The following is a 5,791-nucleotide window of genomic DNA, read 5'->3' as shown; positions in this document are numbered from 1 at the left end:
GCCCTCGGCGTGGTCGGCGCCGCGCTCGGCATGAACGCGGCGGCGACCGCCCGGGCCAGCCTCTACGACGACGCGCAGACCGTGGCCGCCGCCTCGCTCAAGCTGTTGCCCGTCGACCCCGCCGACGCGACCGGCTGGTTGCTGGCCTCCGCGGCCACCATCGAGGCAGTCGTCGAACGGGCCCTGGCCACCACGGGCCCCGACGACCTTCCTGCCCTGACTGCACCCATGGTCGAGCTGTGGTCGCTCGACCACCACCACTCCACGAGGAGGATCTTTGTTTCCTGACACATCGACACCCGCCCCCGCGCGACCCCTGCGCCTCGGCGTCGCCGGGCCGGTCGGCACCGGCAAGAGCACGATCATCGCGACCCTGTGCCGCGGGTTGTCCGCGCAGCTCGAGATCGCGGTGGTCACCAACGACATCTACACCGACGAGGACGCCCGTCAGCTGCGCGCGGCCGGCGTCCTGCCCGTCGAACGCATCCGGGCGGTCGAGACCGGGGCCTGCCCGCACACCGCGATCCGCGACGACGTGACCGCCAACCTGCTGGCCGTCGAGGACCTCGAGCACGACTTCGCGCCCCTGGACCTGGTGATCGTCGAGAGTGGCGGCGACAACCTGACCGCCACCTTCAGCCCCGCGCTGGTCGACGCCCAGATCTTCTGCCTCGACGTGGCCGGCGGCGGGGACGTGGCACGCAAGGGCGGCCCCGGCATCGAGCGCGCGGACCTCCTGGTGATCAACAAGACCGACCTGGCGCCGTACGTCGGGGTCGACGCGGAGCAGATGGTCGCCGATGCCGGTGCCGTGCGCGACGGCCTCCCGGTGCTGCCGGTGAGCCAGCACGACCAGTCGTCGGTCGATGCCTTGTGTGCCTGGGTCAGCGCGCTGGCCGTCGCACACCAGCAGGGCCAACACGTGCCGCAGGACCCCGGCCCGATGGCTCCGCACTTCCATGCCCCCGACCACGACCACACGCACGGGTGACCACTGACGCGCCGCTCCGGATCCTCGTGGAGCGCACTCCCACCCACCACCGGATCACCCGGCTCGACGCCAGCAGGTACGTCCGCCCGCGGGCCGTGCACACCGAGCCGGACCGGGTCCGGGTGGCACTGGTGGCCGCCTGCGCGAGCCTGCTCTCCGGCGATCACGTGCGCCTCGAGATCGAGGTTGGCCCGGGCGCGCACCTCGAGCTGGTCGAGCCGTCCGCCACCGTCGCCTACAACGCCCGCGGCGGCTCGTGCACGTGGTCGGCGACGATCCGGGTGGCCGAGGGCGGCAGCCTGGTCTGGGGCGGCGCACCGTTCGTGGTGTCGCACGGCGCGGAGGTGGAACGCGGCACCACGATCGAGCTGGGCGACGGCGCCGCGATGCTGCACCACGAGACCCTGGTGCTCGGACGCAGCGCGGAGGACGGCGGCAGTGTCCGCTCGACACTGCGCGCGACGTACGACGGCCGACCGTTGCTGGTGGAGGACGTCGACCTGAGTGACCCGGTGCTGCGTTCGGCGCCCGGCGTGCTCGGCGGCCACCGCGTGGTCGCGACGACCACGTTGCTCGGTCTGTGTCCCGAGGCGTCGCTCGCCGAGCACGAGACCTTGCTCGCCGGGCCCGGTGCACTCGCCCGGTCGGTGGCCGATCAGGCCCACGTGGCCGAAGCGGTGCTGGCACCGACCTGGCAGCGCTGGCAGGCCGACCTGATTGCGAGAACCACGTCGCGGAACATCACAGCCACCGGGTGACTGCGATGTTCCGCGTGGAGGCAGCGGCGCTCAGACTGCCCGGAGCGACGGGACGGTCAGCGCGCCCTCGGCCGCACGCACCCACACGTTCTGGCCGGCCTCGAGGCCGAGGTGACGCGCATGCGACCGGGTGAGTACGACGGTCACCTCCTCACCGTTGTCCGTCAGCACCTGGACCCGGGCCTCGAACCCCACCCGCAGGGAGCGTGACACCACGGCCTGGACCGCGTCACCGTGCTGCGGCATGGCCGCGATCTCGACGTCGTGCGGCCGGATCAGCTGACCGTTCAACGTGGTGACCTCGCCGAGGAAGCTCATCACGAAGTCGTTGGCCGGCTCGTCGTAGAGCTGGTCGGGGGTGCCGATCTGCTCCACCCGACCCTCGTTGATGACCACGATCTCGTCGGCGACCTCGAGGGCCTCCTCCTGGTCGTGGGTGACGAAGACCGTGGTCACGTTCACCTCGTCGTGGAGGCGCCGCAACCAGTCGCGCAGCTCCTTGCGCACCTTCGCGTCGAGCGCGCCGAACGGCTCGTCGAGCAGCAGCACGGTCGGTTCCACGGCCAGCGCCCGGGCCAGCGCCAGCCGCTGTCGCTGACCACCGGAGAGCTGCGACGGCAGCCGGTGAGCGAACTGCGAGAGGTGCACCAGCTTGAGCAGCTCGTCGACCTTCGCGGCCACCTCAGCCTTGGGTCGCTTGCGGATCTCGAGACCGAAGGCCACGTTCTTGGCCACCGTCATGTGCTTGAAGACCGCGTAGTGCTGGAAGACGAAGCCGACGTTGCGCTTCTGGGGAGGCAACCGGGTCGCGTCGGCGCCCTCGATGTTGATCGTCCCGGAGTCGGCGGTGTCGAGGCCGGCGATGATGCGCAGCAGGGTCGACTTGCCGCCTCCCGACGGCCCGAGGAGGGCGGTGAGCTGACCCGTCGGCAGCGAGACGTTGATGTCCTCGAGTGCGACGAAGTCGCCGTACTTCTTGTTGATTCCGGTGATGTCGATACTCATGAGCGTTCCTCCGGTCGACGGATGAAGGTGACCACGACCAGCGCGAGCACGGCGGCGAGCACCAGCACGAAGGCTGCCGCGTAGGCCGTCGACTCGTCGTAGTTGCCGTAGCGGTTCTGGATGAGGAGAGTGGCGGTCTCGCCGCGGAACTCGGCGCCGGGGCTGACGATCTTGACCGCGCCGAACTCGCCGAGGGATCGGGCCAGGCTGAGCACGACGCCGTACGCCACGGCCCACTTGATGCTGGGCAGGGTGATCCGGCGGAAGCTCTGCCAGGCGTTGGCACCGAGGCTGCTGGCCGCCATCTCGGCGTCCGTGCCGATCTCTTCGAGCACCGGGATGATCTCGCGGATCACCAACGGCAGACTGACGAACGCCGTGGCCATGATCAGGCCCGGTGTCGAGCCGATGACGAAGATGCCCACGGACTCGAGGGCACTCCCGAACCAGCCGGAGCCGGTCGAGTAGGCCAGCACGAGCGCGAGCCCCACGACCACCGGCGAGACCGACATCGGCAGGTCGACGAGCACCGACAGCACCCGCTTGCCCGGGAAGTCGTAGCGCACCAGGAGCAGCGAGATGCCGACCCCGAACACGGTGTTGATCAGCACTGCCCAGAAGGCGCAGGTGACGGTGAGCCCGAAGGCGTAGGTCACGCTCGGATCCTGCAGTCGCTCGAGGAAGGCCCCGAAGCCGCCGGCCGCGTCGGGCTCCACCGGCGCGAACGTCCGCTTGACGACCTCGCTGAGCGGCCAGACCACGAGCACGAACAGGTAGGCGATGACGAAGAAGCGCAACCCGTAGGTCACGACGCTTTTGTGCTGTCGGATCTCCTTGGTCTCAGCCACGACGTGCCACCCTCCTGGAGATGATGTCGAGGGCCACGATCACCACGACCGCCACCAGCAGGAGAAGTACGGCGACCGCGGCCGCCCCCGCCTGGTTGTCGCCCTCGAGGAACTTCAGGATCTTCAGCGAGGCGACCTCGGTCTGATACGGCGTGTTGCCCGAGATCAGGACCAGGGAGCCGAACTCCGAGATGGCGCGGGCGAAGCCCAGCGAGGAACCGGCGGTGATCGCCGGCACCAGGCTCGGCAGGATCACCCGTCGGAACGTGGTGAACCGGGAGGCACCCAACGAGGCGGCTGCCTCCTCGGCCTCGACCTCGATCTCCATCAACACCGGTTGAACGGTCCGTACGACGAACGGCAAGGTCACGAACAACAGCGCCAGGAAGATGCCCTCGCGGGTGTTGACGATGTTGAACCCGACCGGGCTCTCGGGACCGTAGAGGCTCAACAGCACCAGACCGGCCACGATCGTGGGCAGCGCGAAGGGGATGTCGATGACGACGTCGAGCAGCCGCTTGCCGACGAAGTCGTCCCGCACGAGGACCCAGGCCACGATGGTGCCGATGACGGCGTTGACGACGGTGACCAGCAGCGCCTCGACCACCGTGAGGCGCAGGGCGGCGAAGGTCTGGGGATCGGTCAGGGTCCCCGCGAAGGCGGTCCAGCCTCCTGCCGCGGCTGCACCCACCACGGCAGAGAGCGGGAGCAGCACCAGGATGCTGAACCAGACCAGGCTCAGACCCAGTCCGATCCCTGAGGCCGTGCTGAGCCGGAACAACCCACCGGAGGGCCGGCGCGTGCGCGCCGGCCCCACGGGTGGAGCAACTGTGGTGCTCACTTCTTCGTGGCCTCGGCGTACAGCTTGTCGAAGCGCAGCTTCTTGCCGTCCTTGCCGAACCACTCGGCACTGACCTTCGACCAGCCACCGAGGTCATCGATGGTGGCCAGCTTCGACGGAACCGGGAACGGGTCGGACGGGTCGTTGGCGCCCTGGACCTCGATGCCACTGATGTCCAGGTCTCCGACGGGGCGGAACCCCTTCTTCACGAACTCGGTCTGGCCCTCGTCGCTGAGCACGAAGTCGAGCCAGTCGGTGGCGACTTCGTCGGCGTCCTTGAGCACCGCACCAGGGTTGTCGATGCGGAACGTGGCGTCGGGAACGATGTAGTCGAGCTGCTCACTGTTCTGCTTGGCCAGGATGGCCTCGTTCTCGTAGGTGATCAGCACGTTGCCGACGCCCTTCTTGAACGCCTCGGTGGCCTCGCGACCACTGGCCGCCCAGGTCACCACGTTGCCGAAGACCTTCTTCAGGTAGGTGTCGGCCGCGGCCTCGGACATGCCCTGCGCCTTGGCGTAGCTGTAGAGCGCGAGCACGTTCCAGCGCGCCGAGCCGGAGGAGGCCGGATCCGCGGTGATCACCTTCACGTCGCTGCGGGTCAGATCCCCGAAGTCCTTGATCCCCAGAGGGTTGCCCTTCTCGACCGCGATCACCGCGACCGAGGAGGAGACGATGCCCTTGTTCGGGCCCTGGTTCCAGTCCTCGGCGATGAGGCCGGCGTCGACCAGGCGGGTCACGTCGCCCTCGAGCGAGAAGTGGACGTAGTCGACGTCCTTGCCGTTGTTGTCCAGCACCTTGCGGCTCTGGTCCCCCGAGGCGCCGTACGACCCGGAGAACGTGGCGTCCTTGCCGGCGTCGGTCTCCTGGAACTTGTCGGCGATTGCGTCGTTGGCCGCCTCGGGCACAGCGAAGCCGACGATGTTGACGGTGTTGGCGTCTCCGCTGCCACCCGCACTGCTGCACCCTGACAAGGCCAGCACCCCGACGACCGAGGCGATCGCCGCAACCTTGAACTTGTTCTTCATCGCGTCTCTTTCCCGCCCACCCGAGAGGCGTTCATCTGGATAATGTTCAGAAGTTTACGCGACTTACGTGAAATGGTCTGCATTGAGCCCGCCATGGGAAACCGAGAACCTTCGCCACGCCTCCCCGGACCACTCAGGGAGACGTGCCGTGCGACCCGGGAGTGCGGACTAAGGTGGGTGGCGGCAGGCATGACAACGCATTGCGCCGTGAGATTTCTGGAACGTGTTTCAGTTTTGGCATACTTTGGGTACGCCGTCACTCCGCGGGCCACGACAGCAGGAAGTAGGTAGGTCAGGTGACCAAGCAGGTCCGGCAGCTCGAC

At 68.4% G+C, this 5,791-nt stretch carries 7 protein-coding genes; 3 read left to right on the top strand and 4 right to left on the bottom strand.

Annotated elements, in window-relative coordinates; genetic code table 11:
• From NJ4_RS24650 to NJ4_RS24640, 3 genes are all read left to right on the top strand, one after another.
• Positions 1-288: urease accessory UreF family protein (locus tag NJ4_RS24650; protein ID WP_322787653.1), on the top strand; the 288-nt coding region annotated here is incomplete at its 5' end.
• Positions 278-991: an urease accessory protein UreG gene (gene ureG / locus NJ4_RS24645; RefSeq protein WP_067442048.1), complete on the top strand. Its 714-nt coding sequence runs from the start codon at positions 278-280 to the stop codon at positions 989-991. The genes NJ4_RS24650 and ureG, both read left to right, overlap by 11 nt.
• Complete coding sequence (locus tag NJ4_RS24640) at positions 988-1,749, top strand: urease accessory protein UreD (RefSeq protein ID WP_067442045.1); 762 nt, start codon at positions 988-990, stop codon at positions 1,747-1,749. The genes ureG and NJ4_RS24640 overlap by 4 nt, the downstream gene beginning before the upstream one ends.
• A 30-nt stretch (positions 1,750-1,779) precedes the next feature.
• Here the strand turns inward: NJ4_RS24640 and NJ4_RS24635 are convergent, their stop codons facing one another.
• The 4 genes from NJ4_RS24635 to NJ4_RS24620 are packed head-to-tail and all read right to left on the bottom strand — an operon-like array spanning position 1,780 to position 5,468.
• The gene (locus NJ4_RS24635) at positions 1,780-2,754 is read right to left on the bottom strand and encodes a sulfate/molybdate ABC transporter ATP-binding protein (protein WP_067442042.1); all 975 of its coding nucleotides are present in this window, start codon (positions 2,752-2,754) and stop codon (positions 1,780-1,782) included.
• Entirely contained in the window at positions 2,751-3,602 is an 852-nt protein-coding gene (locus tag NJ4_RS24630; RefSeq protein ID WP_082749140.1) for a sulfate ABC transporter permease subunit, read from the bottom strand. Before NJ4_RS24630 ends, NJ4_RS24635 begins: the two co-directional genes overlap by 4 nt.
• Entirely contained in the window at positions 3,595-4,443 is an 849-nt protein-coding gene (cysT, locus tag NJ4_RS24625) for a sulfate ABC transporter permease subunit CysT (protein ID WP_067442039.1), read from the bottom strand. The genes NJ4_RS24630 and cysT overlap by 8 nt, the downstream gene beginning before the upstream one ends.
• Positions 4,440-5,468, bottom strand: coding sequence for an extracellular solute-binding protein (locus NJ4_RS24620; protein WP_067442037.1), 1,029 nt, complete (start codon positions 5,466-5,468; stop codon positions 4,440-4,442). The genes cysT and NJ4_RS24620 overlap by 4 nt, the downstream gene beginning before the upstream one ends.
• Between the last annotated feature and the right edge of the window lie 323 nt (positions 5,469-5,791).

It is taken from the genome of Nocardioides jensenii JCM 1364 = NBRC 14755 (genome assembly GCF_001552535.1).
Lineage (GTDB): Bacteria > Actinomycetota > Actinomycetes > Propionibacteriales > Nocardioidaceae > Nocardioides > Nocardioides jensenii.
The sequence above is the reverse complement of the archived record's forward strand: the minus strand, read 5'-3'. Positions and strand labels throughout refer to the sequence as shown.